Here is a 24099-nt window from a genome sequence, read left to right on the forward strand (position 1 = left end):
AACGCGTGGCGACTATATGGGCAGAATCGTTATGCAATAAAATAATAAAAAATTACATGCCTTGTTCTTTTGGTTCTTTTGTCAGGTCGCCGGATGATAGGCAAACAGTGCCGGCGCGCCGCCGGTATGCAGGAACAGGATCGGCCCGGGTTTCAGGAAGCGGTCACGGCGGATGCCATCGAGCAGTCCCGCCATGGCCTTGCCGGTATACACCGGATCCAGCAGCAGGCCTTCGTGGCTGGCCAGCAGACGCACCGCTGCCAGCGTGCCAGCGTTCGGCTCGCCATAGCGCGGGGCGAAATACTCGTCCCACAGTTGAATGGTCGGCCGGGTCATCGAGTCGTGGCCGAGCAGCTCCAGCGTGCACTCGACCAGCCCTTCGACTTTCGGCCGCTGCGCGGCATCGGTGCGCGAGACGGTCACGCCGATGACATCCAGCTCCGGCAAGGCGTCGGCCAGTGCGATCGCCAGGCCCGCGTGGGTGCCTGCGCTACCCGAGGCTAGCACCACGGCGGAGAGCTCCTGGCCGCTGGTACGCAGCTGCTCTGCCAGTTCCAGCCCGGCGCGCACATAGCCCAGAGCACCCAGTGCGTTGGAGCCGCCGATAGGCACGATGTAGGGCTTGCGGCCTTCGCGGCGCAGGCGCTCGCCGGTGCGGGCCAGCAGCTCGTCGGCGGTATCGAGGTTGGGCACGAGCTCGACATCGGTGCCGAACAGGTCCAGCAGCAGGCGGTTGCCGTTGCTCAGGTAGTTGCGGTCGTCCGTGCCGATGGGGTTTTCCAGCAGCGCTACGCAATGCAGACCGAGCTTCGCCGCAACGGCGGCGGTCTGGCGTACGTGGTTGGACTGGATCGCACCGGCAGTGACCAGTGTATCGGCACCGGCCTTCAGGGCATCGGCGGCGAGGAATTCCAGCTTGCGCACCTTGTTGCCGCCCAGGGCGAAGGGCGTGGTGTCATCGCGCTTCACATACAGCTCGCGCCCCAGGTGGGCGGATAAACGCTCCAGCTTGTCCAGCGGTGTCGGGCCGCCGGCCAGGTCGAGGCGGGGAAAGCGGGCGAGGGCTTCACGCAGGGCGCTCATGGAGGATTCTCGGTTTGCCGGCGGATGCGTCACGATAGAGCGCGCCAAGGCCCGCTGCAATGCGGCCGGACGGCGCGTGGCGCCGACTTGCAAGGGAATGTCGCGCGACGATCCACCTGCTCGCCGTGGGAAACTCCAGAGGCTGTGAATCAATGTGCGGACAGCGGCGCGGCGAACCGCTACGCTCCACGCTCAGATCCGGAATCCATAACCGGGCGATAACGAAAACAGGAAAACCAGGGCGGGAAATCCGATGACATCAGCAGTACTTTCACGCGCTTCGCTGCAACGCCGAACGCTTCAACTGCTTGGCGCACTGGCCCTGATGCTCGGGCTGAGCACTCCGGCGCTGGCCGACCGGGTGATTCCCTCGGGGATGATGGTGGGCTTCGTCGACAGCGCGGTATATCCGGTCATTACCCTGAAGCGTCCCAAGCCCAGTCTGTTGCGCCGGGTCGTCACGCTTGGCCTCTACAACAAGACCGTGAGCTATCCGCTGTCGGTTTCGGTACGCATCCGCGACCAGCAGAATCGCTTCATGGTGTACGGACTGCTGCCGCAGATCACCGGCAAGTTCGTCGGGATCAAGGTCGGGCTCGACAGCCGCATCAGCCAGATCTGGGTGATGACGGAAGCGGAAGCGACCGAGTATGTGTCCCGTCCGGACACCAAGTTCCCGCCGAGCTGACAGCGCCGCTCGTGCGGGCGGGCAGCCGTAAGCGCGCGACTTCGGCTATCATGGGCGCCGTTTCAAACCTTTCAGAACCGGTCTACCCATGACGTCCTCTCAGCAGCCGCCCCGCGACGACAGCGCCGACAACGCGCAGGAACAACCCAAACTCTCCCTGGCCGAGCTGGCCAAGGCCGCCCTTGCCGCGCAACAGCAGGCCAATAGTGCCTACCAGCACCGCAAGCAGCACGACAAGGCCGAGTACCGTCCGCCGCACCCACGCGGCTCGCGTCGCTCCATGGGCAAGCGCTGAGACCACCTCTCGTCCGAAACACCGTCAGCCAGCGCTCTTGCGGGGGCGCTGGCTGAACTGCGGCGACCGGCATCGGTCGTATCCGCATCGGCCTTGCCATGCTGGCTGGCCATTCCCGCTCTCGCGAACCCGTCACGGATAGACACCCGCGCCGCCCGACCAATGGGCAAAGGCGTGCCTCGCGTCCAAGGAGAATCCATGAAAGTCCTCGTTCCCCTCTTCGCTCTGCTGGCGCTCGCCGGCTGCATCACCATGACCGGCAACTACGAAGTCAGCGCCCAGGACGAGTCCGGCAAGGCCCTGAGCAATGGCAAGTTCCTCGCCAGCGGCAGCGGCATCTATACCGTGCGCAACTCACTGTGCTCGGTCTATCCCAAGGCCATCATCACCATCCGGGACGTGGAGACCAACCAGGAACTGGAGGGCGAAAGTCCCTATCACTGCCGCTGAGGCTTGTTCGCGAGCAAGCTCGCTCCTACAGCGGGAGATGCCACTCTGCAGACGGCGGCTCGGGGTATCCCCAAGCCGCCGTTTCGCTATTGCGGCAGTTGTTCGAGTTGTCGTTGCAGGTGCGTGAGGAAGCCGATTTCGTAGGCCATGCGGTCGAGCATGTCCTTTTGCACCGTGCGGCCTTTGGCGAAGTTGCTCCAGAGTGTTCCCTGCCTGGGCGAGCAAGTTTTTCATCCTGATACGGAAGGGGCCGGAAAATGCCGGCACCTTTCCTGTGAGCGTCAGTACTCAGGATTGTTGCCGGTGATGTCGTACCGCAGTCGGTGAATTGATTAGACTGATGATCACCTCGACTCACGAGCATTTTTCTACGTCTGGTTTCAAGGACTCGTATGCCCGCTTACCAGCCACCAGTGACCTTGACGCCGACGATGCTTTCGCTGGTGGCGGAGCTTGCCGAGCGTGTCGGGCGTCTGTCGGCAGGGCAGGCGAGCGCGCTGACGCCGCAGTTGCGGCGGGGAAACCGCATTCGGACAATTCAGGCATCGCTGGCCATCGAGAACAACACGCTGAGTGTCGAGCAGGTCACGGCCGTGCTGGAAGGCAAGCGAGTACTGGGGCTGCCGCGGGAAATCCAGGAAGTGCGCAACGCCTTTCGCGTGTACGAGCAGTTGCCAGGCTGGCGAGTAGACTCCGTGCGGGATTTGCTGGCTGCCCACGGCAGCCTGATGGAGGGCCTGCTTGATGAGGCGGGCCGTTTTCGTCAGGGTGGCGTAGGCATCTATCGGGAGCAGACGCTGCTACACATGCCTCCTCCCGCCAACCGCGTACCGTTGCTTGTCGAGCAGTTGCTCAGATGGGTAGGTCGAACGGATTGGCACCCGCTGATCGCCAGCTGTGCCTTCCACTACGAATTCGAGTTCATTCATCCCTTCAGCGATGGTAACGGTCGCATGGGGCGGCTCTGGCAGACGCTTCTGCTCAGTCGCTGGAATCCACTGCTGGCCTATTTACCGGTGGAGACGGTTATTCATAGCCGACAGGCGGCCTACTATGCGGCGCTGGCAGAGTCCGATCGGCAGACGGACTCCGCGCCTTTCGTGCTGTTCATGCTGCAGGCCTTGCTGGTGGCTGTGGATGAAGTCGACGGCGTAGCAGGTGGTCAGGTGAGTGACCAAGTGAGTGACTATGTGAGTGACCAAGTAACCGCGACTGTCGACCCTTCGGTCCGCCGGCTGCTGGCGGTGTTTCATCGTGGAGAGGTGCTCAGGGCTGGGGACCTGATGGAGCGCTTGTCGCTCGCGCATCGCACCAGCTTCCGCAACCGTTATCTCAACCCTGCGCTGCTGGCCGGTTGCCTGGAAATGACCCAGCCGGATTCCCCGCGCAGCCCGACCCAGGGCTATCGCCTGACCGCCCGGGGCGAACGGCTGCAGCAATCTCAGCCGGCGTGGCTACCGCTCAATTGAGCGGGTTGCTGGCGAGCTTCTGCTGTTGCCCCTGCTGCAACGTCCACTGCACTACCTGCGCGGATAGCTGATCGGCCGCCTTGCCGAAGGCGCTGACCACTTCGGGCACCTGCTTGCCGTCTACCGGCTGGCTGACCTCGAAGCTGCGCGAGGCGACGATGCGCTGGCCGAGGGTGCGCACCAGGCGCGCGTCGTAGCGGAGGTGGATCACCGGTTTGCCGTTCTGGTACTCGCTCTGGAAGGCTCGCAGCTCGCCGGTCAGGTCGAGGTCGGCCTGCAGGCTGGCTTCGTCGCTGCTCAGGGCGCGGATGCTGCCGTTGGCGGTGAAGGCGTCGAGCAGGCGGTCCCGCAGCAGGCCCGGCGCACGGTTGCTCCAGCGCGCTCCCTGGTAGCTGCTCAGTTGGTTGCCCTGCGGCACTACGGCGATGCGGTTGCTGTCCAGCGCCAGGCTGGCGGTGGGGGCGCTGACCCGTAGCGACCAGCTCACCGCTGTGTTGCTGCGTGCGGGCTGTTGCGTGGCCGGCAGCAGGTAGAAGTCCGGGCTTTCCGCTTGCGGGAGGATCGAGCAGGCGCCCAGCAGACTGACCAGGGCGGCGGCGCCGAGCAGGCGGGGAAGGGCGGTCATGGCTGGAACTCCTTGTTGCGCTCGCGGCCGAGCAGGTAGCCGGTGGGGTTTTCCTGCAGGCGGCGGGTGACGCCGCGCAGGTCTTCCAGGGTGGAGCGCAGTTCGCGGATCGCCGGGCCGATTTCGCCCAGGCCATTGAGGCCACCGTTCACCGAGTCGTAGTTGCTGTTCAGCAGTTGCTCCACCCGCTCGCTGCTGGTGCGCAGGGACGCAAGGGTCTTCTGGGTATCGTCGAGAATGGTCTGGCCCTTGCCGCCCAGGGTCTGGTTGGCGCGGTCGAGCAACTGGCTGGCATTGGCCAGGGTGAGGCGTGCCTGTTCGCTGGCAGCGGCCAGCTCCTTGAAGGTCCGGCGGATATCGTCGCGCTGTTCGGCGACCACACCGGTGGCCTGGTCGATGTGGTCAAGGGTGCGGCTGATACGGTCGACGTTCTCCTGGGAGAACATGCGGTTCACGTTGTTGATCAGGTTGTTGATGTTGGTGGCGATGTCCTCGCCGTTGGCCAGCAGCTTGGCGAAGGGCGAGGGGATGGTCTTGATCACCGGCACCTCGCCGTCCTTGCTCGCCAGCGGTGGGCTGTCCTGGGCGGCGCTGGAGAGCTGGATGATCGCCTGGCCGGTAACGCCGGTGAGCGCCAGCTTGGCGCGCGTGTCCTCGCGGATTGGCGTGCTGTCGTAGACACGGATGCGCGCGCGGACCTTGCGTGGGTCGTTCGGGTCCAGGCGCAGCGAGACCACGTCGCCGACGCGGATACCGCTGTACTGCACGGTGCCGCCTTCGGACAGGCCGGTCACCGCCTCGTTGAAGATCACGTCGTAGACCTTGTACTTCTGGTCGTTGCTCGACTGCGCCAGCCACAGGGCGAAGAGCAGCGCGCCGATCGACACGACGAGGGTGAACAGGCCGATCAGCACGTGATGGGCACGGGTTTCCATTCAGCTTTCCTCCCGCAGGTGTTCGGTGGCCTGCAGCGCGGCACGGCCACGCGGGCCGTGGAAGTAGTCCTGCACCCAGGCGTCGTCGGTCTGGGCGACCTGGTCCAGCGGCCCGACCACCAGCACGCGCTTCTGCGAGAGCACGGCGACGCGGTCGCAGATGGTGTAGAGGGTGTCCAGGTCGTGGGTGACCAGGAAAACCGTAAGGCCGAAGGCGTCGCGCAGGGTCAGGATGAGTTGGTCGAAGGCCGCGGCACCTATCGGGTCGAGGCCGGCGGTGGGTTCGTCGAGGAACAGGATATCCGGGTCCAGGGCCAGGGCGCGGGCCAGGGCGGCGCGCTTGACCATGCCGCCGGAGAGTTCGGCCGGGTACTTGGCGCCGGCGTCCGGCGGCAGGCCGGCCAGGGATATCTTCACCTTGGCCATGAACTCGGCGTCGCTGCGCGACAGGCCGGCATGCTCGATCAGCGGCAGACAGATGTTCTCGCTCACGGTCAGCGAGGAGAACAGCGCGCCGTTCTGGAACAGCACGCCAAAGCGCCGTTCCAGCTTCGAGCGTTCCAGCGCCGGCAGTGCCGGCAAGTTCTGCCCGAACACGTGGACGCTGCCTTCGCTGGGCTGGCGCAGGCCGATGATGCTGCGCAGCAGCACCGACTTGCCGGTGCCCGAGCCGCCGACCACGCCGAGGATTTCGCCCTTCATCACGTCGAGGTCGAGGTGCTCGTGGACGGCGTGGGTGCCGAAGCGGTTGGCCAGGTCGCGGACGACGATGATCGGTTCGCTCACCAGCCCATCTCCATGAAGAACAGCGCGAACATCGCATCCAGCAGGATCACCACGAAGATCGACTGGACCACGCTGGAGGTCGTGTGCTCGCCCACCGATTGCGCGCTGCCGCTGACGCGGAAGCCTTCCAGGCAGCCGATCACGGCGATGATGAAGGCGAATACCGGGGCTTTGACGATGCCGACCAGGAAGTGCTGCACGGCGATGTCGTTCTGCAGCATGTAGAGGAACATGCGGGGCGAGATATCCAGGCTCAGCGCGCAGACCACGCCGCCGCCGACGATGCCGGAAATCATCGCCAGGAAGGTCAGCATCGGCAGCGTCAGCAACAGCGCCAGCACCCGTGGCAGCACCAGCAGTTCCACCGGGTCGAGGCCCAGGGCCTGGATGGCGTCGATCTCCTGGTTGGCCTTCATCGAGCCGATCTGCGCGGTGAAGGCGCTGGCGGTGCGGCCGGCGAGCAGGATCGCGGTGAGCAGCACGCCGAATTCACGCAGGAAGGAGAAGCCCACCAGGTCGACGGTGTAGATCTGTGCACCGAATTTCTGCAGTACCGTGGCGCCGAGGAAGGCCACCACCGCGCCGACCATGAAGGTAAGCAGGGCGACGATGGGCACGGCATCCAGGCCGGTTTCCTCCATGTGCGCGGCCAGCGAGGTCAGGCGCCAGCGCCGTGGGCGCAGGAGGTTGCGCAGTAATGTCTGCAGCGTCAGGCCGATGAAGCCGAGCACGCCGACCAGGTGGTCCTTGAAGGTGACCGAGGCAATGCCGATGCGCTCCAGCACATCGACCAGCGCGTTGCCCGGCGCCGGGCCTTTCTCGTCCAGCCGGCATTGGGTGATCGCGCTGCCGACGGTGCGCAGCAGTGCCTGGCGCTCGGCCGGGAGGTTGCGGGCGATCTGCCCGAGCTGGCTCATGCGTGCGCCGCCGATGATCTCGGCGAGCAGCGCGGCGCCAGCGGTATCCAGTGCTCCGAGGCCGGCGAAGTCCAGTTGGGCAGGGGATTCGCTCTGGCGCTGGGCGGCCACCTGGGCTTTCAGCGCGGCGAAGTGCGCGAGCGTCCAGTCGCCGCTGATGTGCAGCAAGGGCGGGTTCGCGGCGGAATCGAGCTGGAGCTGGCCGGGCTGGGCAGTCGTCGTCATGAATCGCATTCTAGCGAAGTTACGCTGCCTGACTACTTGACTTGTGTGACCCTTTGTAGGGCTCAGCGGCGCTGGGCGCGAGTGGCAGCGACAGTCTGTTCAATTGACGCCCCAGCCCGCCAGCCACTAAGCTGCGCGCCTGCTTCAGGTGCCCTTGGTGCAAGCCGAGGGTGAAACAGGGAAGCCGGTGAATTCGATCCTTGCATCGACCATTCCGGCGCTGCCCCCGCAACGGTAAGCGAGCTTCGAACCGCACTGAGCCACTGTGCCACTGGCATGGGAAGGCGCGGTTCCTCGGGAAACGCCAGGCGTTTCCACTCGCAAGCCCGGAGACCGGCCTGCTGCATCGCATGGCATCGCGGGAGGCGCTGCCGACGCCGGCATTCATTGTGCGCCGCGCGTTGCCGTCCTCCGCCTGCCCCGACTGGTCAGTGCCGCGCGGGTGAGAGCGGCGGAGAATCCTTCAGGTGAGCTCCCTTTTCCCCAAGCCGACGGCTTTCGCGCCGAGCGGCCTTTGCCGCATGGCGTTGTTGATGCGCCGGCGGTTCGTTGCTGTCCCCTCCATTTTCCGTTCGCTGCCGCCCGGCCGGCGAGCTGGCGCCTGCGCGCTCCCTTTGCAGAGGCAAACCCCATGACTGAATCCCCCGAGAAGGACGAGCGCCATCGCTCGCGCATGCAACGCAAGAAAGCAGTGGTCGACGAGAAGATCGCCCAGGCCCAGGGGGAGCGCGGTGTCTTCCTGGTCAACAGCGGCAACGGCAAGGGCAAGAGCAGCTCGGCCTTCGGCATGGTCGCCCGCGCGCTGGGCCATGGCATGCGGGTCGGCGTGGTGCAGTTCATCAAGGGCGCCGCGACCACCGGCGAGGAGGCGTTCTTCCGCCGCTTCCCCGAGGAAGTCAGCTTCCACGTGATGGGCGAGGGCTTCACCTGGGAAACCCAGGACCGCCAGCGCGATATCGCCAAGGCGCAGGCCGCCTGGGACGTGGCGCGCCAGCTGCTGGCCGATCCGCAGATCGGCCTGGTGGTGCTGGACGAGGTGAACATTGCCCTCAAGCACGGTTACCTGGAGCTGGACACCGTGCTTGCCGACATTGCCACGCGCCCGCCGATGCAGCATGTGGTCGCCACCGGCCGCGGTGTGCAGCCGGCCATGGTCGAGGCCGCCGATACCGTGAGCGAGATGGGCCTGGTGAAACATGCCTTCAAGGCTGGGATCAAGGCGCAGAAAGGGGTGGAGTTCTGATGTTCGTGGCCTGCCCTCACCCCAGCCCTCTCTCAGGGGGAGAGGGGGCCGTTCGGCGCGTAGCGAGACTTCGGCACTCGCCGGCCGCTGCTTTTGCTTGGGCTGATGGCAGTGCAGGTGCTGCGCGGCAGAGTCCAACTCTCCAGGCGGCACCCAACCGCCCCCTCTCCCCTTGGGAGAGGGTTGGGGTGAGGGGCTCTCTGCCCGTGCCGGGGAGCGCGCCTGATGCGTGATGCGCGCCAATGCCCCGCCCTGTTGATCGCCGCCCCCGCCTCCGGCCAGGGCAAGACCACCGTGACCGCCGCCCTGGCGCGTCTGCACACGCGCCTCGGGCGCAAGGTGCGGGTGTTCAAGTGCGGGCCGGATTTCCTCGACCCGATGATCCTCGCCCGCGCCAGTGGCGCGCCGGTCTATCAGTTGGACCTGTGGATGGTCGGCGAGGAGGAAAGCCGTCGCCTGCTCTGGGAAGCCGCCGGCGAGGCCGACCTGATTCTTATCGAAGGGGTGATGGGCCTGTTCGACGGTTCGCCATCCGCCGCCGACCTGGCGCGGCGCTTCAACGTGCCGGTGATGGCGGTGATCAATGGCCAGTCCATGGCCCAGACCTTCGGCGCGATGGCCGTCGGCATGGCCACCTACCAGCGCGACCTGCCATTCTCCGGCGTGCTCGCCAACCGTATCGGCAGCCAGCGCCACCGTGACCTGGTGCGTGACAGCCTGCCGGAATGGATTCGCTGGTATGGCGCGCTGCCGCGCGATACCGAAGTGGAATTGCCCAGCCGTCACCTCGGCCTGGTGCAGGCCGATGAGCTGGCCGACCTCGATGCCCGTCTGGACGCCGCCGCCGATGCCCTGGCGGCCAGTGCCAGCACCGAGTTGCCGGCGCCGGTGAGCTTTGCCGTGCCCGAACCGCGCCGCGAGTCTTGCCGCCTCGATGGCGTGCGCATTGGTGTGGCGCGGGACAATGCCTTCGCCTTCCTCTATCAAGCCAACCTCGACCTGCTGCGCGAGCTGGGCGCCGAGCTGGTGTTCTTCTCGCCGCTACGCGACGAATCGCTGCCGGAAGTGGACAGCCTCTACCTGCCGGGCGGCTACCCGGAGCTGCACCTGCGCGCCCTGGCGGAGAACCGCGGCATGGCCCAGGCGATTCACGCCCACCACGAGATGGGCAAGCCGATTCTCGCCGAGTGCGGCGGCATGCTCTATCTGCTCGATGCCCTGACCGACGTCGCCGGCGAACGTGCCGAGCTGCTTGGCCTGCTGCCGGGTGAGGCGCGCCTGCAGAAGCGTCTCGCCGCCCTGGCATTGCAGGCGGTGACGCTGCCCGAAGGCACCCTGCGCGGGCACACCTTCCATCACTCGTTGCTCGACAGCGCAGAAGTACCGCTGGCCCGTGGCGTATGCCCGAACGACAAACCGGTGGCCGAGGCGGTGTTCCGCCGTGGTCGTCTTACCGCGTCCTATATCCATTTCTACCTGCCGTCCGATCCGGATGCGGCAGCGGCCCTGCTGAGACCATGACCGAGCACGCCTATAGCCCCGAGGAACGCGCCGCGCTTTACCGCGCCATCGCCGAACGCCGCGACATGCGCCACTTCAGTGGCGGCGAGGTGGCGCCCGAGTTGCTCGCGCGCCTGCTCGAAGCGGCGCACCAGGCGCCCAGCGTCGGCTTGATGCAGCCATGGCGGTTCATTCGCGTCACCTCGCGGGAGCTGCGCCAGTCGATCCATGGCCTGATCGAAGAGGAGCGCATTCGTACCGCCGAAGCCCTGGGCGAGCGCTCCGATGAATTCATGAAGCTGAAGGTCGAGGGCGTGCTCGATTGCGCCGAGGTGCTGGTGGCGGCCCTGATGGATGGCCGCGAGGCGCACGTCTTCGGTCGCCGCACGCTGCCGAACATGGACCTCGCTTCGCTGTCCTGTGCCATCCAGAACCTCTGGCTGGCCTCGCGCGCCGAAGGCCTGGGCATGGGCTGGGTGTCGCTGTTCGACCCTGTCGCACTGGGCGACCTGCTCGGGCTGCCGGTGGGGGCCGAGGCCGTGGCGGTGATCTGCCTGGGCCCGGTCAGCGAGTTCTACCCGGCGCCGATGCTGGCCCTGGAAGGCTGGCGCCAGCCGCGCGCGCTCCGCGAACTGCTGTTCGAGAATCACTGGGGAGAGCAGCCATGAGCCTGGCGCTGCTGAGCGTCCTCGGCGTGGCGCTGGACGCTCTGCTGGGCGAGCCGAAACGCGGGCATCCGCTGGTGGCCTTCGGGCGCCTGGCGGATCGCCTGGAGCGACGTTTCAACCGTTCCCGCACCGATGCCGGCACGGACACCCCCGGCCTCGGCTGGCGCAGCCACGGCGTCACCGCCTGGGTCATCGCGGTCATCCCGCTGACCCTCATCGCGCTGCTGCTCAGCCTGCTGCCCTACGTCGGCTGGATCGTCCAGGTGCTGGCGCTGTACGCCGCACTGGGTCTGCGCAGCCTGGGCGAACACGCAGATCCGGTGGTGCTGGCGCTGCGCAGTGGTGACCTGAATGAGGCGCGGCTGCGCGTGGGTTACGTGGTCAGCCGCGAAACAACCGAGCTGGACGAAACTGCGGTGGCCCGGGCCGCCACCGAATCAGTGCTGGAGAATGGCAGCGATGCGGTCTTTGCGGCGCTGTTCTGGTTCGCCGTGGCAGGGGCGCCCGGCGTGGTGCTCTACCGCCTGAGCAATACCCTCGACGCCATGTGGGGCTATCGCAACGCTCGCTTCGAGCGCTTTGGCTGGGCAGCGGCGAAGATCGACGATGTGCTCAACTACATTCCGGCGCGGCTGGTGGCCTTTACCTACGCGTTGCTTGGCCATACCCGGCTGGCCCTGCGTTGCTGGCGCACTCAGGCGCCAAAATGGGACAGTCCCAACGCCGGCCCGGTGATGGCTGCCGGTGCGGGAGCGCTGGGCGTTTCGCTCGGCGGCTGCGCCCGTTACCACGGTGAGCTCCACGAGCGCCCGCAACTGGGCGACGGCCCGGCGCCGACCGCCGTGGACGTCTGGCGCGCGCTGGCCCTGGTGCGTCAGGGCGTGTTGTTGTGGTTGCTGATCATCCTGATTCTGGGAGTGCTCTGATGCTCGAACATGGCGGACGGTTGCGCAAAGCGGCGCAGCAGTACGGAATTCCGCTCTCCGAGTGGCTGGACCTGTCCACCGGCATTTCGCCCTGGCCCTGGGCGCTGCCCAGCGTGCCGGCGGCCGCCTGGATGCGCCTGCCCGAAGACAGCGATGGCCTGGAAGCCGCCGCACGGCGCTACTACGGCGCCGAGAAGCTGCTGCCATTACCCGGCAGCCAGGCGGCGATCCAGTTGCTGCCGCGCCTGCGCCGGCCCGGCAAGGTCGGCGTGGTCTCGCCCTGTTATGCCGAGCACGCCGAATCCTGGCGTGCTGCCGGGCACATCCTGCGGGAAGTCAGTGACCAGGAAGTGCCCCATCACCTGGAGCGTTTCGACGTGCTGGTGGTGGTCAACCCGAACAACCCCACGGGCAAGCGTATCGAGGCCGGCGTGCTGCTGGAATGGCACGCGCGCCTGCAGGAGCGCGGCGGTTGGCTGGTGGTGGACGAAGCCTTCATGGACTGCACCCCCGAGCACAGCCTGGCGCCCAGTTGTGCCAGTCGTCCGGGGCTGATCGTGCTGCGCTCCTTCGGCAAGTTTTTCGGCCTGGCTGGTGCACGCCTGGGCTTTGCCTTCGCCGAACCGCGCCTACTGGAAAGCCTGGCGAAACTGCTCGGCCCCTGGGCGGTGAACGGCCCCACGCGCTGGGTGGCGCAGGCGGTGCTCGGCGAGTTCCAGGAGCAGATCCAGCGCCGCCGTGACCTGCATGACGCCAGCCGGCGCCTGGCCGGGCTGCTCGGCGAGCACGGGTTCGCCCCGCAAGGCGGCACGGGACTGTTCCAGTGGGTGGTGTCGATGCGCGCCCATGCGCTGCGCGACCACCTGGCGCGCCAGGGCATTCTCGTGCGCCTGTTCGAAACCCCAGGCAGCCTGCGCTTCGGCCTGCCGCCGGACGAGAACGGCTGGGAGCGCCTGGAGCACGGCCTGCGTACCTTCAACCAGATGGAGAGTCTGCGGTGAGTGCCCTGAAAAGCGCGACGCTGATGGTGCAGGGCACTACTTCGGATGCCGGCAAGAGCACGCTGGTGACGGCGCTGTGCCGCTGGCTGCGTCGCCAGGGCGTGGCGGTGGTGCCGTTCAAGCCGCAGAACATGGCGCTCAACAGCGCGGTGACCGCCGACGGCGGCGAGATCGGTCGTGCCCAGGCGGTGCAGGCCCAGGCCTGCCACCTGGCACCGCACACCGACATGAACCCGGTACTGCTCAAGCCCAACAGCGATACTGGCGCCCAGGTGATCATCCATGGCCGCGCGGTCACCAGCATGAACGCCGTGGCCTACCACGACTACAAGCGCGTGGCGCTGCAGGCGGTACTCGAATCCCACCAGCGCCTGAGCGCGCAGTACCCGGTGGTGATGGTGGAAGGTGCGGGCTCGCCGGCGGAGATCAACCTGCGCGCCAACGACATTGCCAACATGGGCTTCGCCGAGGCGGTGGACTGCCCGGTGATCCTGATTGCCGATATCGACCGCGGTGGGGTGTTCGCCCACCTGGTCGGCACCCTGGAGCTGCTCTGCGAGTCCGAGCGGGCGCGGGTGAAGGGCTTTGTCATCAACCGATTCCGCGGCGACATCGCACTGCTGCAAAACGGTCTCGACTGGCTGGAGGAACGCACCGGCGTACCGGTGCTCGGCGTGCTGCCGTACCTGATGGATTTCCATCTGGAAGCCGAGGACGCCATCGACACCCGCCAGGCCGCCAAGACCGGCGAGCGTCTGCGCGTGGTGGTGCCAGTGCTGCCGCGCATCAGCAACCACACCGACTTCGACCCGCTGCGCCTGCACCCGCAGGTGGAGCTGACCTTCGTCGGTCCCGGGCAGCCGATTCCGCCGGCGGACCTGATCATCCTGCCCGGCTCCAAGAGCGTGCGGCCGGACCTGGCCTTCCTCCGTGAGCAGGGCTGGGACGCGGCGATCCAGCGCCATCTGCGCTATGGCGGCAAGGTGCTGGGCATCTGCGGCGGCTTGCAGATGCTCGGTCATACGCTAGCCGACCCGCATGGCCTGGAAGGTGCGGCGGGGGAAAGCGTCGGGCTCGGCCTGCTGGACCTGCGCACCGTGCTGGAGCCGGAGAAGCAACTGCGCAACGTCAGCGGCCGGCTGGTACTGGAGGACGCGCCGGTGAGCGGCTACGAGATTCATGCCGGCGTCACCGAAGGCCCGGCGCTGGCCAATCCCGCCGTGCGCCTGAGCGATGGCCGTGCCGATGGTGCGTTGAGCGACGATGGCCAGGTGATGGGCACCTATCTGCACGGGCTTTTCGAGTCCTCCGCTTCCAGCGCCGCACTACTGCGCTGGGCGGGGCTGCGCGAGGTGCAGCACATCGATTACCACGCCCTGCGCGAACGCGACATCGAGCGCCTGGCCGACCAGGTCGAGGCGCATCTGGATACCGAAAAATTGAGAGCGCTGTGCGGACTGTAGGGCGCATAGCCGTTCGCGGTTATCCGCCGTCTCTCTGTGCCTCGATGCCGACGATTAACGCCGGAGCCGCGCTTTTTTGTAGGAGCGAGCTTGCTCGCGAAGCGCATGACTCTGGCGTGCCCGGAAACCTCTGTTCGCGAGCAAGCTCGCTCCTACAGATGGAGAAACCATGCTTGAACTGATCCTCGGTGGCGCCCGCTCGGGCAAGAGCCGCCTGGCCGAGCGTCTGGCGCTGGAAAGCGGCCTGCCGGTCACCTACGTCGCCACGGCACAGGCCGGCGACGGCGAGATGTCCGCACGCATCCTCCAGCACCGCGAGCGCCGCCCGGAACACTGGGGGCTGGTGGAAGAGCCGCTGGCCCTGGCCGACGCACTGGAGCGCCTGGCCGCCCCCGGCCACTGCGTGCTGGTGGACTGCCTGACCCTGTGGGTCACCAATCTGCTGATCCATGAAGACGGCTGGCGCCTGCGCGGCGAGATCGACGCGCTGCTGGAAACGCTGCCGCAATTGCCGGGGCGGATCATCCTGGTGAGCAACGAAACCGGGCTGGGGGTGGTGCCGATGGGCGAACTCAGCCGCCGTTATGTCGACGAGGCCGGCTGGCTGCACCAGTCCCTGGCCGAGGTCAGCGAGCGCGTGGTGTTCACCGTCGCCGGCCTGCCCATGGTGTTGAAGGGGGAAGCGTTATGAGTCTGCAATGGTGGCTGCAAGGCACCCAACCGATCGACCGCGTGGCGCAGGGCAAGGCCGCCGCGCGCCAGGACCAGCTGACCAAGCCGCGCGGCGCCCTGGGTCGGCTGGAAGAGGAAACCATCCGCCTGGCCGGCCTGCAGGGGCGCGAGCGGCCAGGCCTGGAACACATCTGGATCGCCCTGTTCGCCGGTGATCACGGTGTGGTCGCCGAGGGGGTGTCGGCATATCCGCAGGCAGTGACCGTGGAGATGCTGCGCAACTTCGTGCGCGGCGGCGCGGCGATCAGCGTGCTGGCGCGCAACCTCGATGCGCGCCTGGAGGTCATCGACCTCGGCACGGCGACGCCGCTGGAGCCGTTGCCGGGCGTGCTGCATGTGATGGTCGGCGCCGGTACGGCGAACTTCACCAGGGAGCCGGCGATGACCGCCGCGCAATGCCTGATCGCCCTGGAGGCTGGCCGCGAGTCCGTGCGCCGCGCGCAGCAGGCTGGCACGGAGTTGTTCATCGGTGGCGAGATGGGCATTGGCAACACCAGTTCGGCGGCGGCGCTCGCCTGCGCCTTGCTGGACGAGCCGGCGCGGACGCTGGTCGGCCCCGGCACCGGGCTGGATGCACAGGGCGTGGCGCGCAAAGTCGAGGTGATCGACCGCGCGCTGGCGCTGCATCGCATGCATTGCGACGAGCCCTTCGAGGCGCTTTGCCGCCTCGGCGGCTTCGAGATCGCCGCACTGGTAGGTGCCTACCTGGCCTGTGCGCAGAAAGGTATCCCGGCGCTGGTGGACGGCTTCATCTGCAGCACCGCTGCGCTTTGTGCCACGCACCTCAATCCCGGTTGCCGTGACTGGCTGCTGTTCGCCCACGCTGGCGCGGAGCCGGGGCACAACCGTGTGCTCGCGGCACTCGACGCGCAGCCGTTGCTCGATCTCGGCTTGCGCCTGGGCGAGGGCAGTGGCGCGGCGCTGGCGGTGCCACTGCTGCGCCAGGCCTGCCGGCTGCACAGCGAGATGGCGACCTTCGCCGAGGCGGCGGTATCGGATCGCCCGGCATGACGCTGCGCCTGGAACTGTTGCGCCATGGCGAGACCGAGCGCGGCGGTGGCTTTCGCGGACGACTGGACGATGCGCTGACCGAGGCCGGTTGGGCGCAGATGCGCGCGGCGGTGGGCGAGGAGTGTCGCTGGTCGGCGCTGGTCAGTTCGCCGTTGCAGCGTTGCGCGGCGTTTGCCGAGGAACTGTCGGCGCGTCACGGCCTGCCGCTGGGCTTCGAGGCGGGCTTGCAGGAGCTGGACTTCGGTGAGTGGGAAGGCATTTCTCCAGCTAAGCTGATGGAGACCGATGCTCAGGCGCTCGGGCGCTTCTGGGACGATCCCTACGCTTTCCCTCCACCTGGCGGCGAGGCCATGGGCGATTTCGAATCCCGCGTCTTTGCGGCGCTGGAGCGGCTCTACCAGGCCTATGCCGGCTCGTCCGTACTGGTCGTCACCCATGGCGGTGTGATGCGCCTGTTCGGCGCCCTGGCCAGCGGCCTGCCGGCCAGGCGCCTGCTGGAAGTGGTGGTGGCCCACGGCGAATGCATGCTGCTGGACGTGACCCGCGAGGGTGACGGCTGGCGTATCCGAATAGCGCAACCATAAGTCGACACCTGATGAGCAACCTGCACCCGGAACGCGACCAGGAAAACCCCGAGCCGCCGGCTGAAGAGCGTGGTGATGACTCGCGCGCCGCCCAGCTCAGTGACTGGTGCCTGCCGCTGGTGGCGTTGCAGTTCCTGACGCGCTTGCCGGTACGCCTGGGGCACATGCCGACGCCGCAGCAGTTCGGCCGCGCCACGCTGTATTACCCGCTGGTGGGCCTGCTGATCGGTGCGGTGCTGTTCGCCATGGGTGAATTGCTCAGCGGCGTGCACCTGCTGTTGCAGGCGGCGCTGGTGCTGCTGGTCTGGGTGGCGTTCACCGGTGCGCTGCACCTCGATGGCCTCGCCGACACCGCGGATGCCTGGATCGGTGGGCTGGGCGATCGCGAACGCACGCTGGCGATCATGAAGGACCCGCGCTGCGGCCCGGCCGCGGTGGTCGCCCTGGTGCTGTTGCTGCTGCTGAAGTTCGCGGCAATCACCGCCATTCTCGGCAACCACCAGCACTGGGGTTTGCTGCTGGCGCCCTGGCTGGGGCGCTGCGCGTTGCCGCTGCTGTTCTACACCACCGATTACGCGCGCAAGGGCGGGTTGGGCCAGGCGCTGGCCGATCACCTGCCGCGCCGCGCCATGCCCTGGATGCTCGCGGCCAACGCGGCGCTGATGCTGCTGGCGGGCCTGACCGGCCTGCTGGCGCTGGTGGTTGCGCTGGTGCTGTTCGCCTGGCTGCGCAGCCGCTTCATCGCCCGCCTCGGTGGCACCACCGGGGATACCGCCGGGGCGATGCTGGAGATGATCGAGTGCGCGGTGCTGGTGGCGTTGGCGCTCTGATTTCACTGCGGAGCCGCAGATATGGCCTGGACGCTTTTGTAGGATGGCGTGGAGCGCAGCGATACCCATCACGCATTGTCGCCACAGCATGGGTATCGCTTAGGCTCCACCCATCCTACGTTTACGCACAGGCTGGACCTCTCCCGCAGCAGAAAGGCAGGCGCGCTCCTGCAATCAATCGAACGCGAAATGCTCCGTCTTCAACCCCATGATCGACCGTACCGGCTTGGCCATCGCTGACGCGTGGCCCTTGGCGCGTGGCAGCAGGCGGGCGAAGTAGAAGTCACTGGTGGCGATCTTGGCCTTGTAGAAGTCGCTCGACTCGCTGCCGCCCTGGCGCAGGCGCTTGCGTGCGGCGGCCTCCTGCAGCGCCCAGGAGTAGGCCAGCGCGGCGTAGCCGGAGAACATCAGGTAGTCGTGGCTGGCGGTGCTGACCAGGTCGCGTTGTTTGCGGGCGGTGAGGGCGATGCGCATTGTGAGGATGTTCCACTGTGCGCAGAGCTTGAGCAGTGTCAGGGCGCGGCCGCGCATGGCCGGCTCCTGCTTGAGCAGGTCGACGGCAAACTTTGCCACCTGTGCGGTGAAGTCGCGCACGGCCTTGCCCTGGGTCATCAACAACACCTTGCGGCCGAGCAGGTCCAGCGCCTGGATGCCGGTGGTGCCCTCGTAGAGGGTGGCGATCCGCGCATCGCGGACGATCTGCTCCATGCCGTGTTCCTTGATGTAGCCGTGGCCGCCGAACACCTGCATGCCGAGGTTGGCGCTCTCCAGGCCCAGTTCAGTCAGGCAGCCCTTGAGGATCGGCGTGAGGAAGCCGAGCTTGTCGTCCCAGCGGTCGTACTCGGCATTGTCGTTGGTCAGCAGGCCCTGGATCATCTTGTCGGCGTACTGGGTGGCCAGGTAGATCAGCGCGCGGCCGCCCTCGGCCACGGCCTTCTGGGTCAGCAGCATGCGGCGCACATCGCCGTGGTGCATCAGCGTGTCGGCAATCTCGCCCGGCTCCTTGGTGCCGGAAAGGGCACGCATGGAGCGACGCTCGCGGGCATAGGCCAATGCGCCCTGGTAAGCCAGCTCAGCGGTGGCCACGCCCTGGATGGCGGTGCCGATGCGCGCGCTGTTCATGAAGGTGAACATGCATTCCAGGCCCTTGTTGGGCTCGCCGATCAGGTAGCCGGTGGCGCCGTCGAAGTTCATCACGCAGGTGGCCGAGGCCTTGATGCCCATCTTCTTTTCCAGCGCACCGCAGGTCACGCCGTTGCGCGGGCCGAGGCTGCCTCCGTCGGCCGGCAGAAACTTCGGCACGATGAACAGCGAGATGCCGCGCGTGCCCTTGGGCGCATCCGGCAGGCGGGCGAGGACGATGTGCACGATGTTCTCGGTGAGATCGTGCTCGCCCGAGGAGATGAAGATCTTCGTGCCGGTGATGGCGTAGCTGCCGTCGGCGTTGGTTTCCGCGCGGGTCTTCACCTGGCCGAGGTCGGTGCCGCACTGCGGCTCGGTGAGGCACATGGTGCCGCCCCAGCGGCCTTCGGTGAGCGGGGTGAGGTAGGTTTGTTTCTGCTCCTCGGTGCCGTGCTGCATCACGGTGTTCATCGCGCCCAGCGACAGGCCCGGGTACATGGAGAAGGGCCAGTTGGCGGTACCCATCATCTCCTGCTTGAGCGCTCCCAGGCTCATCGGCAGGCCCTGGCCGCCATATTCCACCGGGTGCGACAGGCCCTGCCAGCCGCCGGCCACGTAGGCATCGTAGGCTTCCTTGAAGCCCTTGGGCGTGCGTACCTCGCCGTTCTCCAGGTGGCAGCCTTCTTCGTCACCGCTGTGGTAGAGCGGGGCGATCACCTCTTCGCATAGCCTGGCGCATTCGCCGAGGATCGCATCGACCATGTCCGGCGTGGCTTCGCCGCCGTTGACCAGGTTCTGGTAGTGGCGGGGGAAATCGAAGACTTCGTTGAGCAGGAAGCGGGTGTCGCGCAGCGGAGCTTTGTAGACGGGCATCGGGGACCTCGGAGCGTGATGCGCCCCGTCGAAAGCGCGGGGCTGGATGCCCGCAGTTATACGGTTGGGGCGGCGTGGTGCCCTTGGCTGCGCCAACGCGGGGTGCTGGCAGATGGGACAATCGGCCGCATCGGCCATTGCGTTCGATGGAATGCGGGTATATACACGTATCCCATGCTGACCACCCAATGCCTCTGTACCAAACTGCGCCGCTCGGCCCGTGCCGTGACCCGCGTCTACGACGATGCCTTGAAAGGCGTCGGGCTGACGACTGCGCAGTTTTCCCTGTTGCGGCATCTGTCGCGGCTGGAGCAGCCGAGCATTTCCGAGCTGGCCGAGGCCATGGGGCTGGACCGCAGCACCCTGGGGCGCAATCTCAAGCCGCTGGAAGCCGACGGCCTGGTGAAGCTGGAAGAGGGTGAGGACCTGCGCAACCGTATCGTGGCGCTGACTCCCGAGGGGCTGGAGCGCATCGTTCGCGGCGGCGAAGCCTGGGACGCCGCTCAGCATGACGTGGCTTGTCACCTGGGCGATGAAAAGCGCCGCCAGCTGGAAGCCTTACTGGATGAATTGGCCGCGCTGGAAAACTAGTGCAGGCCGGCGTGCAGCGTTGAACTCTTCCCTCTGGAAGACAGATAAGAAGCGGGCATATACCCGTGCAGGAGCAAATGATGTCGAAGCTGTCGCGTACGGGGTTCTGGATACTGCTATCCGGCGCCCTGATTCTCGCCCTGTCCCTGGGCACTCGCCATGGCTTCGGCCTGTTCCTGGCACCGATGAGCGCCGAATTCGGCTGGGGGCGCGAGACTTTCGCCTTCGCCATCGCCCTGCAGAACCTGATCTGGGGCATTGCCCAGCCGTTCACCGGCGCCATTGCCGATCGCTTCGGCGCGATGCGTACAGTGGTGCTGGGCGGCATCCTCTACGCGATCGGCCTGGTACTGATGGGCTATGCCGATTCGGCGTTCAGCCTGTCCATGAGCGCCGGCCTGCTGATCGGCATCGGTCTGTCGGGCACCTCGTTCTCGGTGATCCTCGGTGCGGTCGGTCGCGCGGTGCCGCTGGAGCAGCGCAGCATGGCGATGGGCATTTCGGCGGCGGCGGGCTCGTTCGGTCAGTTCGCCATGCTGCCCGGCACACTCGGGCTGATCAGCTGGCTCGGGTGGTCCGCCGCGCTGCTCGCCCTCGGCCTGATGGTCGCGCTGATCGTGCCGCTGGCTGCGCTGATGAAGGACAAGCCGCTGCCCCTGCAGGGCCATGAGCAGACCCTTGGCGAGGCGCTGCGCGAGGCGGCCGGGCATTCCGGTTTCTGGCTGTTGTCCCTGGGCTTCTTCGTCTGTGGCTTCCAGGTAGTGTTCATCGGCGTACACCTGCCGGCCTATCTGGTGGACCGCCATCTGCCGGCCACGGTTGGCACCACGGTGCTGGCGCTGGTGGGCCTGTTCAACGTGTTCGGTACCTACTTTGCCGGCTGGCTTGGTGGGCGGATGAGCAAGCCCAAGCTGCTCACCGGCCTGTACCTGCTGCGCGCGGTGGTGATCGTCGCCTTCATCTGGGCGCCACTTAGCGTCTGGACAGCCTACGCCTTCGGCATCGCCATGGGCCTGCTCTGGCTCTCCACCGTGCCGCTCACCAACGGCACGGTTGCCACGCTGTTCGGTGTGCGCAACCTGTCGATGCTCGGTGGCATCACCTTCCTGTTCCACCAGATCGGTGCCTTCCTCGGCGGCTGGCTGGGTGGCTACGTGTATGACCACACCGGCAACTACGACCTGGTCTGGCAGATTTCCATCCTCCTCAGCCTGCTCGCCGGCCTGCTCAACTGGCCGGTGCGCGAGCGCCCGGTCGAGCGCCCTGTGCTGGGGGCGGCGTGAAGCGTCCGGTGCTGATCACCCTGCTGCTGGGCCTCGGCCTGGTAGTGGCCGGCCTTGCCTGGTGGGGCTGGCAGCGTGGTGGGCTGGCGCTGATGCAGTTGGGCATGGGCAGTTGCTGATGCCGGGCGTGCGGGGTAGCGTGACGGGATAACTCGAGGATCACTGCCATGCGTCTTTCCCTGCTCGCCCTGACCCTGCTATTGCCCCTGGCTGCGCAAGCCGCCGACTGCCCGGCGCTGCTCAAGACCCAGGGCGAGCTGCCCAAGTTGCGCTCCAAGGATGTGCTCGACCTGTGCGAGCTGTACGCCGGCAAGCCGCTGGTGATTGTGAATACCGCCAGCCATTGCGGTTTCACCCCGCAATTCAAGGGGCTCGAAGCCGTCTACCAGAAGTACAAAGGGCAGGGGCTGGAAGTGCTCGGCGTACCTTCCGACGACTTCAAGCAGGAAGATGCCGATGCCGCCGAAACCGCGAAGATCTGCTACGGCAACTACGGCGTGACCTTCAACATGACGTCGGTGCAGCACGTCAGCGGCGACGAGGCGATCCCGTTGTTCAAGGACCTCGCCCAGCAGGCCGACCAGGTGCCGCGCTGGAACTTCTTCAAGTACGTGGTGGACCGCCAGGGCAAGGTAGTGGCGGAGTTTTCCAGCCTGACCAAGCCGGATGATCCGGAGCTGCAAGCGGCAATCGAAAAGGCCATCGCCAGCCAGCCGTGAGCGTGCGAAGCAGCTCTTCGTAGGAGCGAGCTTGCTCGCGAACCGCTTGGCACTGGTGCTGCCGGCTGATTTGTTCGCGAGCAAGCTCGCTCCTACAGAAACCTCGCTTGCGTGCGTATCGAAGCCGGGCTGATGCCCGGCTTTTTTGTGCGTGCGCTCGAAGGTTGCAGAAATTTCCTGTTACAGACCGACTGGGTCAGTGCGACAATTCGCGCCCGGCGCCACGCCAGTGGGCCGCCAATGTCACGGATTCGATTCAGGAGATTCACCCCTATGGATGGCAAAGCCCTCTTCCTCGTTGCCTTGCTCGCCCAGGCCGTCGCTGCCCCGGCGTTCGCAGCTCCCGCCACTTCCAACCAGAGCGAAGCCCCCGCGGCTGCCGCAGTTCCCGCCGCCGAGTCCGACGAAGAGATGTCGCCCGAGACTTTCGTCGCCAGCCTGCATTTCCAGAAGGGCAAGGTGGTGGTCGGCGACAACCTCGCCACCTTCGACCTGCCGGATAGCTTCGTCTTCCTCGGTAGCGCCGATGCTGAGCGCGTTCTCGAAGCCTGGGGCAATCCGCCCTCCGATCCGCCGCTGGGCATGCTGATGCCGGCTGGCGTCTCGCCCTTCGCTGCCGAGTCCTGGGCGGTGACCGTGCAATACGAAGAGAGCGGCTATGTGTCCGACGAGGATGCGGCGAAGATCGATTACGCCGAGATGCTCAAGGACATGCAGGACGACCTCAAGCAGGCCAACCCGCAGCGCGAGCAGCAGGGCTTCGAGGCCATCCAGCTGATCGGCTGGGCCGCGCCGCCGCGCTATGATGCCGCCGAGAAGAAGCTCTACTGGGCCAAGGAACTGCAGTTCGGTGACGCCAAGGAGCACACGCTGAACTACAACATCCGCGCGCTGGGCCGCAAAGGCGTGCTGGTGCTGAACTTCGTTGCGGGCATGGAGCAGTTGCCGGAGATCGAGAAGAACGTCGGCAAGGTGCTGGCGATGACCGAGTTCAACCCGGGCAATCGCTACGTCGACTTCAACCCCAGCGTCGACAAGGTCGCGGCCTATGGCCTGGGCGCGCTGATCGCCGGCAAGGTTGCCGCCAAGGTCGGTCTGTTCGCGACCCTGCTGGTGCTGCTGAAGAAGCTCTGGATCGTCCCGGCCCTGGCCATCGGCTGGATCGCCCGTCGCTTCAAGCGCAAGCCGTCGAACGAAGGCTGATTGGCTGTTCTGTAGGAGCGAGCTTGCTCGCGAACGGATTTATCGGCCGCATCGGTGCCATGCGGTTCGCGAGCAAGCTCGCTCCTACAGGGTCATGGCAACAGCGCAAGCGGACAAGAAAAAGCCGGGCAGATGCCCGGCTTTTCTTGGTGCGGAAGGATCAGCCTTTCTCGCCCTGTACGGTCTTGCCGTTCACGCTGCCTTCCTTGAGCATGATCTGGTATTCCTTGCCGTCGGACTCCTGCTGGTACAGGCGCACGAGGAGGAAATCCCAATCCTTGGCGAACCAGAGGATGGTCTTGCGGTTGCTCTTGGTGGGGTCGCGCACGCGCTCCACCTTGATCGCGGTGATCAGGCCGGCCTGGGTGCGCACCTTCTCCTCGCCGAGCACGCGGAAGTCGTAGGTATCGACGTCGGTACCCTCGATCACCTGGTAGCTCATGGCCTTCTTGCCAACGGCCACGTCATGCTGCAGCGCGAGCTGGTAGGTGGACTTGTCCAGTTGGCCCTTGTTCAGCGGCTGGCGCACCTGGTCGCCGCGGTCGCTGCCCAGCACCTGCTTCTCGGCCCAGTCGAAATCGAGCTCGGTCTGCTTGTTCTTGCCCAGGCCTTCGCGGGCCCAGCGGTAGGTCAGTGGCAGGTAGGTGTCGTTTTCGACCTTGAACGTGCTGTTTTCGGTCAGGCTGGCAAGCAGCATGGAGGCCTTGAAATTCAGCTCCCAGCGGCCACCGTCGCCTTGCTTGAGGCTGCGGGAGGCGGTACCGCTGATGGGCATCTGTTTCCAGTCGGCGGTGTAGCTGGCGTCGAACGGTTCCAGCTCATAAGCCTGGGCCGGCAGGGTCAGCACGGCCATCAGGAATAACAGAGCTCTACGCAT

26 protein-coding genes, 1 pseudogene and 1 riboswitch are annotated in these 24099 nt (G+C 66.4%); of the genes and pseudogenes, 19 read left to right on the forward strand and 8 right to left on the reverse strand.

Going from position 1 to position 24099, the window contains the following annotated elements; genetic code table 11:
- Window positions 1-81 precede the first annotated feature (81 nt).
- Entirely contained in the window at window positions 82-1083 is a 1002-nt protein-coding gene (locus L6D89_RS24705; RefSeq protein WP_236201494.1) for a D-cysteine desulfhydrase, read from the reverse strand.
- A 253-nt stretch (window positions 1084-1336) separates the two neighbouring features.
- Here L6D89_RS24705 and L6D89_RS24710 point away from each other — a divergent pair, with 253 nt between their 5' ends.
- The 3 genes from L6D89_RS24710 to L6D89_RS24720 all read left to right on the forward strand — a co-directional run bounded on the left by L6D89_RS24710 (window position 1337) and on the right by L6D89_RS24720 (window position 2516).
- Window positions 1337-1771 carry a hypothetical protein gene (locus L6D89_RS24710; protein WP_236201495.1) on the forward strand — a complete coding sequence of 145 codons (435 nt, stop codon included), beginning with the start codon at window positions 1337-1339 and terminating at the stop codon, window positions 1769-1771.
- Between the two features lie 88 nt (window positions 1772-1859).
- Complete coding sequence (locus tag L6D89_RS24715) at window positions 1860-2066, forward strand: hypothetical protein (protein WP_236171664.1); 207 nt, start codon at window positions 1860-1862, stop codon at window positions 2064-2066.
- Between the two features lie 198 nt (window positions 2067-2264).
- Window positions 2265-2516, forward strand: coding sequence for a hypothetical protein (locus L6D89_RS24720; protein WP_236171661.1), 252 nt, complete (start codon window positions 2265-2267; stop codon window positions 2514-2516).
- 86 nt (window positions 2517-2602) lie between these two features.
- Here L6D89_RS24720 and L6D89_RS32875 read toward each other — a convergent pair.
- Window positions 2603-2719: pseudogene (locus L6D89_RS32875) on the reverse strand (hypothetical protein); the annotation flags it as partial.
- A gap of 189 nt (window positions 2720-2908) precedes the next feature.
- Here L6D89_RS32875 and L6D89_RS24725 point away from each other — a divergent pair.
- Window positions 2909-3985 (forward strand): Fic family protein, encoded by a 1077-nt coding sequence (locus L6D89_RS24725; protein ID WP_236201496.1) that lies wholly within the window; start codon window positions 2909-2911, stop codon window positions 3983-3985.
- Here L6D89_RS24725 and L6D89_RS24730 read toward each other — a convergent pair.
- The 4 genes from L6D89_RS24730 to L6D89_RS24745 are packed head-to-tail and all read right to left on the reverse strand — an operon-like array spanning window position 3978 to window position 7473.
- Window positions 3978-4610, reverse strand: coding sequence for an ABC-type transport auxiliary lipoprotein family protein (locus L6D89_RS24730; protein ID WP_236171658.1), 633 nt, complete (start codon window positions 4608-4610; stop codon window positions 3978-3980). The two genes, L6D89_RS24725 and L6D89_RS24730, sit on opposite strands and share 8 nt — an antisense overlap.
- The gene (locus tag L6D89_RS24735; protein WP_236171657.1) at window positions 4607-5545 is read right to left on the reverse strand and encodes an MlaD family protein; all 939 of its coding nucleotides are present in this window, start codon (window positions 5543-5545) and stop codon (window positions 4607-4609) included. The genes L6D89_RS24730 and L6D89_RS24735 overlap by 4 nt, the downstream gene beginning before the upstream one ends.
- Complete coding sequence (locus tag L6D89_RS24740) at window positions 5546-6331, reverse strand: ABC transporter ATP-binding protein (protein WP_236171656.1); 786 nt, start codon at window positions 6329-6331, stop codon at window positions 5546-5548.
- Window positions 6328-7473 carry an ABC transporter permease gene (locus L6D89_RS24745; protein WP_236201497.1) on the reverse strand — a complete coding sequence of 382 codons (1146 nt, stop codon included), beginning with the start codon at window positions 7471-7473 and terminating at the stop codon, window positions 6328-6330. Before L6D89_RS24745 ends, L6D89_RS24740 begins: the two co-directional genes overlap by 4 nt.
- 129 nt (window positions 7474-7602) lie before the next feature.
- Window positions 7603-7829: riboswitch (cobalamin riboswitch) on the forward strand.
- A gap of 275 nt (window positions 7830-8104) precedes the next feature.
- On the opposite strand from L6D89_RS24745, the gene cobO reads away from it, so the two are divergent.
- The 10 genes from cobO (at window position 8105) to L6D89_RS24795 (ending at window position 17431) form a co-directional block, all read left to right on the forward strand.
- The gene (gene cobO / locus L6D89_RS24750; RefSeq protein WP_236201498.1) at window positions 8105-8716 is read left to right on the forward strand and encodes a cob(I)yrinic acid a,c-diamide adenosyltransferase; all 612 of its coding nucleotides are present in this window, start codon (window positions 8105-8107) and stop codon (window positions 8714-8716) included.
- A gap of 225 nt (window positions 8717-8941) precedes the next feature.
- The gene (locus tag L6D89_RS24755) at window positions 8942-10237 is read left to right on the forward strand and encodes a cobyrinic acid a,c-diamide synthase CobB (protein ID WP_236201499.1); all 1296 of its coding nucleotides are present in this window, start codon (window positions 8942-8944) and stop codon (window positions 10235-10237) included.
- Entirely contained in the window at window positions 10234-10884 is a 651-nt protein-coding gene (gene bluB / locus L6D89_RS24760; protein WP_236201500.1) for a 5,6-dimethylbenzimidazole synthase, read from the forward strand. The genes L6D89_RS24755 and bluB overlap by 4 nt, the downstream gene beginning before the upstream one ends.
- Window positions 10881-11810, forward strand: a complete 930-nt coding sequence (gene cbiB, locus L6D89_RS24765; RefSeq protein WP_236201501.1) for an adenosylcobinamide-phosphate synthase CbiB — start codon at window positions 10881-10883, stop codon at window positions 11808-11810. Before bluB ends, cbiB begins: the two co-directional genes overlap by 4 nt.
- Window positions 11810-12811, forward strand: coding sequence for a threonine-phosphate decarboxylase CobD (cobD, locus tag L6D89_RS24770; RefSeq protein WP_236171647.1), 1002 nt, complete (start codon window positions 11810-11812; stop codon window positions 12809-12811). The genes cbiB and cobD overlap by 1 nt, the downstream gene beginning before the upstream one ends.
- A 23-nt stretch (window positions 12812-12834) precedes the next feature.
- On the forward strand, window positions 12835-14274 hold the full coding sequence (locus L6D89_RS24775) for a cobyric acid synthase (RefSeq protein ID WP_236201525.1): 1440 nt from the start codon (window positions 12835-12837) through the stop codon (window positions 14272-14274).
- 169 nt (window positions 14275-14443) lie between these two features.
- Entirely contained in the window at window positions 14444-14965 is a 522-nt protein-coding gene (gene cobU / locus L6D89_RS24780; protein ID WP_236201502.1) for a bifunctional adenosylcobinamide kinase/adenosylcobinamide-phosphate guanylyltransferase, read from the forward strand.
- Window positions 14962-16017, forward strand: a complete 1056-nt coding sequence (gene cobT, locus L6D89_RS24785; RefSeq protein WP_236201503.1) for a nicotinate-nucleotide--dimethylbenzimidazole phosphoribosyltransferase — start codon at window positions 14962-14964, stop codon at window positions 16015-16017. Before cobU ends, cobT begins: the two co-directional genes overlap by 4 nt.
- Window positions 16014-16601 (forward strand): alpha-ribazole phosphatase family protein, encoded by a 588-nt coding sequence (cobC, locus tag L6D89_RS24790; RefSeq protein WP_236201504.1) that lies wholly within the window; start codon window positions 16014-16016, stop codon window positions 16599-16601. The genes cobT and cobC overlap by 4 nt, the downstream gene beginning before the upstream one ends.
- 11 nt (window positions 16602-16612) lie before the next feature.
- Window positions 16613-17431: an adenosylcobinamide-GDP ribazoletransferase gene (locus L6D89_RS24795; protein ID WP_276574839.1), complete on the forward strand. Its 819-nt coding sequence runs from the start codon at window positions 16613-16615 to the stop codon at window positions 17429-17431.
- 174 nt (window positions 17432-17605) lie between these two features.
- On the opposite strand, the gene L6D89_RS24800 is transcribed toward L6D89_RS24795, so the two are convergent.
- The gene (locus L6D89_RS24800; RefSeq protein ID WP_236201505.1) at window positions 17606-19426 is read right to left on the reverse strand and encodes an acyl-CoA dehydrogenase C-terminal domain-containing protein; all 1821 of its coding nucleotides are present in this window, start codon (window positions 19424-19426) and stop codon (window positions 17606-17608) included.
- Window positions 19427-19600: 174 nt separating this feature from the next.
- Between L6D89_RS24800 and L6D89_RS24805 the strand changes: the two genes are divergently transcribed.
- The 5 genes from L6D89_RS24805 (at window position 19601) to L6D89_RS24820 (ending at window position 23222) form a co-directional block, all read left to right on the forward strand.
- On the forward strand, window positions 19601-20017 hold the full coding sequence (locus L6D89_RS24805) for a MarR family winged helix-turn-helix transcriptional regulator (RefSeq protein ID WP_236171641.1): 417 nt from the start codon (window positions 19601-19603) through the stop codon (window positions 20015-20017).
- A gap of 89 nt (window positions 20018-20106) precedes the next feature.
- Window positions 20107-21300 carry an MFS transporter gene (locus L6D89_RS24810; protein WP_236201527.1) on the forward strand — a complete coding sequence of 398 codons (1194 nt, stop codon included), beginning with the start codon at window positions 20107-20109 and terminating at the stop codon, window positions 21298-21300.
- Window positions 21297-21419 carry a hypothetical protein gene (locus L6D89_RS32650; RefSeq protein WP_275094689.1) on the forward strand — a complete coding sequence of 41 codons (123 nt, stop codon included), beginning with the start codon at window positions 21297-21299 and terminating at the stop codon, window positions 21417-21419. Before L6D89_RS24810 ends, L6D89_RS32650 begins: the two co-directional genes overlap by 4 nt.
- 48 nt (window positions 21420-21467) lie before the next feature.
- Window positions 21468-22019 (forward strand): glutathione peroxidase, encoded by a 552-nt coding sequence (locus L6D89_RS24815; protein WP_236201506.1) that lies wholly within the window; start codon window positions 21468-21470, stop codon window positions 22017-22019.
- Between the two features lie 273 nt (window positions 22020-22292).
- Window positions 22293-23222, forward strand: a complete 930-nt coding sequence (locus L6D89_RS24820; protein WP_236201507.1) for a DUF2167 domain-containing protein — start codon at window positions 22293-22295, stop codon at window positions 23220-23222.
- A gap of 160 nt (window positions 23223-23382) precedes the next feature.
- Here the strand turns inward: L6D89_RS24820 and L6D89_RS24825 are convergent, their stop codons facing one another.
- Complete coding sequence (locus tag L6D89_RS24825; RefSeq protein ID WP_236171636.1) at window positions 23383-24099, reverse strand: DUF3108 domain-containing protein; 717 nt, start codon at window positions 24097-24099, stop codon at window positions 23383-23385.

It is taken from the genome of Pseudomonas pseudonitroreducens, from assembly GCF_021603645.1.
GTDB classification, from domain to species: Bacteria; Pseudomonadota; Gammaproteobacteria; order Pseudomonadales; family Pseudomonadaceae; genus Pseudomonas; species Pseudomonas pseudonitroreducens.

What these genes read in the sequence shown, in the direction of transcription:
- L6D89_RS24705 (WP_236201494.1), bottom strand. Translation starts at nt 1,083, where the DNA reads ATGAGCGCCCTGCGTGAAGCCCTCGCCCGCTTTCCCCGCCTCGACCTG.
- cobO (WP_236201498.1), top strand. Translation starts at nt 8,105, where the DNA reads ATGACTGAATCCCCCGAGAAGGACGAGCGCCATCGCTCGCGCATGCAA.
- cobC (WP_236201504.1), top strand. Translation starts at nt 16,014, where the DNA reads ATGACGCTGCGCCTGGAACTGTTGCGCCATGGCGAGACCGAGCGCGGC.
- bluB (WP_236201500.1), top strand. Translation starts at nt 10,234, where the DNA reads ATGACCGAGCACGCCTATAGCCCCGAGGAACGCGCCGCGCTTTACCGC.
- cobT (WP_236201503.1), top strand. Translation starts at nt 14,962, where the DNA reads ATGAGTCTGCAATGGTGGCTGCAAGGCACCCAACCGATCGACCGCGTG.
- cbiB (WP_236201501.1), top strand. Translation starts at nt 10,881, where the DNA reads ATGAGCCTGGCGCTGCTGAGCGTCCTCGGCGTGGCGCTGGACGCTCTG.
- L6D89_RS24710 (WP_236201495.1), top strand. Translation starts at nt 1,337, where the DNA reads ATGACATCAGCAGTACTTTCACGCGCTTCGCTGCAACGCCGAACGCTT.
- L6D89_RS24725 (WP_236201496.1), top strand. Translation starts at nt 2,909, where the DNA reads ATGCCCGCTTACCAGCCACCAGTGACCTTGACGCCGACGATGCTTTCG.
- L6D89_RS24815 (WP_236201506.1), top strand. Translation starts at nt 21,468, where the DNA reads ATGCGTCTTTCCCTGCTCGCCCTGACCCTGCTATTGCCCCTGGCTGCG.
- L6D89_RS24730 (WP_236171658.1), bottom strand. Translation starts at nt 4,610, where the DNA reads ATGACCGCCCTTCCCCGCCTGCTCGGCGCCGCCGCCCTGGTCAGTCTG.
- L6D89_RS24800 (WP_236201505.1), bottom strand. Translation starts at nt 19,426, where the DNA reads ATGCCCGTCTACAAAGCTCCGCTGCGCGACACCCGCTTCCTGCTCAAC.
- L6D89_RS24820 (WP_236201507.1), top strand. Translation starts at nt 22,293, where the DNA reads ATGGATGGCAAAGCCCTCTTCCTCGTTGCCTTGCTCGCCCAGGCCGTC.
- L6D89_RS24735 (WP_236171657.1), bottom strand. Translation starts at nt 5,545, where the DNA reads ATGGAAACCCGTGCCCATCACGTGCTGATCGGCCTGTTCACCCTCGTC.
- L6D89_RS24825 (WP_236171636.1), bottom strand. Translation starts at nt 24,099, where the DNA reads ATGCGTAGAGCTCTGTTATTCCTGATGGCCGTGCTGACCCTGCCGGCC.
- L6D89_RS24775 (WP_236201525.1), top strand. Translation starts at nt 12,835, where the DNA reads ATGGTGCAGGGCACTACTTCGGATGCCGGCAAGAGCACGCTGGTGACG.
- L6D89_RS24805 (WP_236171641.1), top strand. Translation starts at nt 19,601, where the DNA reads ATGCTGACCACCCAATGCCTCTGTACCAAACTGCGCCGCTCGGCCCGT.
- L6D89_RS24720 (WP_236171661.1), top strand. Translation starts at nt 2,265, where the DNA reads ATGAAAGTCCTCGTTCCCCTCTTCGCTCTGCTGGCGCTCGCCGGCTGC.
- cobU (WP_236201502.1), top strand. Translation starts at nt 14,444, where the DNA reads ATGCTTGAACTGATCCTCGGTGGCGCCCGCTCGGGCAAGAGCCGCCTG.
- L6D89_RS24715 (WP_236171664.1), top strand. Translation starts at nt 1,860, where the DNA reads ATGACGTCCTCTCAGCAGCCGCCCCGCGACGACAGCGCCGACAACGCG.
- L6D89_RS24755 (WP_236201499.1), top strand. Translation starts at nt 8,942, where the DNA reads ATGCGTGATGCGCGCCAATGCCCCGCCCTGTTGATCGCCGCCCCCGCC.
- L6D89_RS24795 (WP_276574839.1), top strand. Translation starts at nt 16,613, where the DNA reads ATGAGCAACCTGCACCCGGAACGCGACCAGGAAAACCCCGAGCCGCCG.
- cobD (WP_236171647.1), top strand. Translation starts at nt 11,810, where the DNA reads ATGCTCGAACATGGCGGACGGTTGCGCAAAGCGGCGCAGCAGTACGGA.
- L6D89_RS24745 (WP_236201497.1), bottom strand. Translation starts at nt 7,473, where the DNA reads ATGACGACGACTGCCCAGCCCGGCCAGCTCCAGCTCGATTCCGCCGCG.